Source organism: Sphaerisporangium sp. NPDC049003 (genome assembly GCF_043197795.1).
In the GTDB taxonomy this organism is placed as follows: domain Bacteria; phylum Actinomycetota; class Actinomycetes; order Streptosporangiales; family Streptosporangiaceae; genus Sphaerisporangium.
In genome coordinates, this window is the sequence record NZ_JBICTU010000082.1 from 1 (window position 1) to 1,498 (window position 1,498).

Consider the following 1,498-nt stretch of genomic DNA (forward strand, 5'->3'; position numbering starts at 1 on the left):
GGGTCAGACATCCCTGGAGCTGGGCTGTCAAGCGGCAAAATCGTTCTGTCGGTGTGACCAGGCGGTTGCTTGGTCGTAGGGGGTGTGTGTTTTGAGGCAGCCGTGAAGGATGCCGACGAGGCGGTTGCCGACTTGGCGCAGGGCGGCGTTGTGGCTGACGTCGCGAGTTTTGAGCTGGTCGTAGTAGGCGCGGACGGCTGTGTCGTGGAGGATGGCGGCGCTGGCTTGCATGTGGAGGGCGTCGATGAGCCGGTCATTGTGGATGAAGCGGGCGTGGACGGTCTTGGACTTGCCGGACTGGCGGGTGATGGGTGAGGTTCCGGCGTAGTTCTTGCGGGCCTTGGCGCTGGTGTAGCGGCCTTTCGCGTCGCCGAACTCTGCGAGCACCCGGGCGCCGAGGATGACGCCGATGCCGGGCTGGCTGAGGAGGATCTCAGCGTCCGGGTGCCGCCCAAAATGGGCCTCGACCTGCCGTTCGAGGGTGTTGATCTGGGTGTTGAGGGTCTGCAGGACCGCGACAGTCGCCGTTACGGTGGCCGCGTAGGCCGTGGCGACCAGGTCGCTTTGCCCGAGGTGCTCGGCGCGCAGTTCGACCTGGATGGCGGCGGCTTTGGCGGGCTTGTCGCGGTAGCCCTTGAGTGCCGCGGTGATCTGGGTGATGGTCAACCTAGCGGCCGCGGCCGGTGTCGGGGCCTTGGCCAGCAGCACCAGGACGGCGGTACTGGTGAGGCCGAGCGGCTGGTAGGCGGCCAGGGCAGCGGGGAAGTAGTCCCGCAACGCCGAGCGGAGCCGCAGCATGTGACGGGTCCGTTCCCAGATCATCGTCTGATGCGCGCGAGCGACGACCTTGACTGCCTCGGCCTCATCGGAGTCTGCGGCGACCTCGCGGAGTTGGTGCCGGCGAGTGCGCACCATGTCGGCCAGCGCGTGCGCGTCGGCCTTGTCGCTCTTGGCGCCGGAGTTGCCCATCACCTCACGGTGCCGGGCGGCCTGCTTAGGGTTCACCCCGAACACCCGGTACCCGGCCGCGACCAGCGCTCGCACCCACGGCCCCCGGTCGGTCTCGATGCACACCAGCACCTCGGCCGGCTCGGCGTCGTCGGGCAGGAAGGAAGCGACCAGCTCGTGGAAGCGGGCCACCCCGGCAGCGCCCTCGGGCAGCCGGGCCCGCTTGACCGCCCGGCCCTGCTCGTCCTGCACCTCCACGTCGTGATGGTCCTCAGCCCAGTCATCACCGACGAACAGCACCCGATCCTCCAACCCCTCGACTACACGATCAAGCAGCCTGCAGGAGCCGGTCGGCGTGCTAATGGACCAGTACTCACGCCCCCATAGGGGCGGGCACGACATCCCATCAGTGATCAAGGCCCCCGACCACGGGTGAGGGCACGGTCTGACCCCAGGACTCAAGATCGGTCCAGCGGTTGGAAGTACTCACTCACTCGCGGCTACCAGGCACCGAGTCTGCCCGATCAGCCGACCCGGTAGCTTCCATTAG

The 1,498-nt window shown here is 67.7% G+C and carries 1 protein-coding gene; it reads right to left on the bottom strand.

Going from position 1 to position 1,498, the window contains the following annotated elements; translation table 11 throughout:
* Positions 1 to 27: 27 nt before the first annotated feature.
* On the bottom strand, positions 28 to 1,248 hold the full coding sequence (locus ACGFIV_RS36260; RefSeq protein ID WP_392839612.1) for an IS110 family transposase: 1,221 nt from the start codon (positions 1,246 to 1,248) through the stop codon (positions 28 to 30).
* Positions 1,249 to 1,498: the final 250 nt, after the last annotated feature.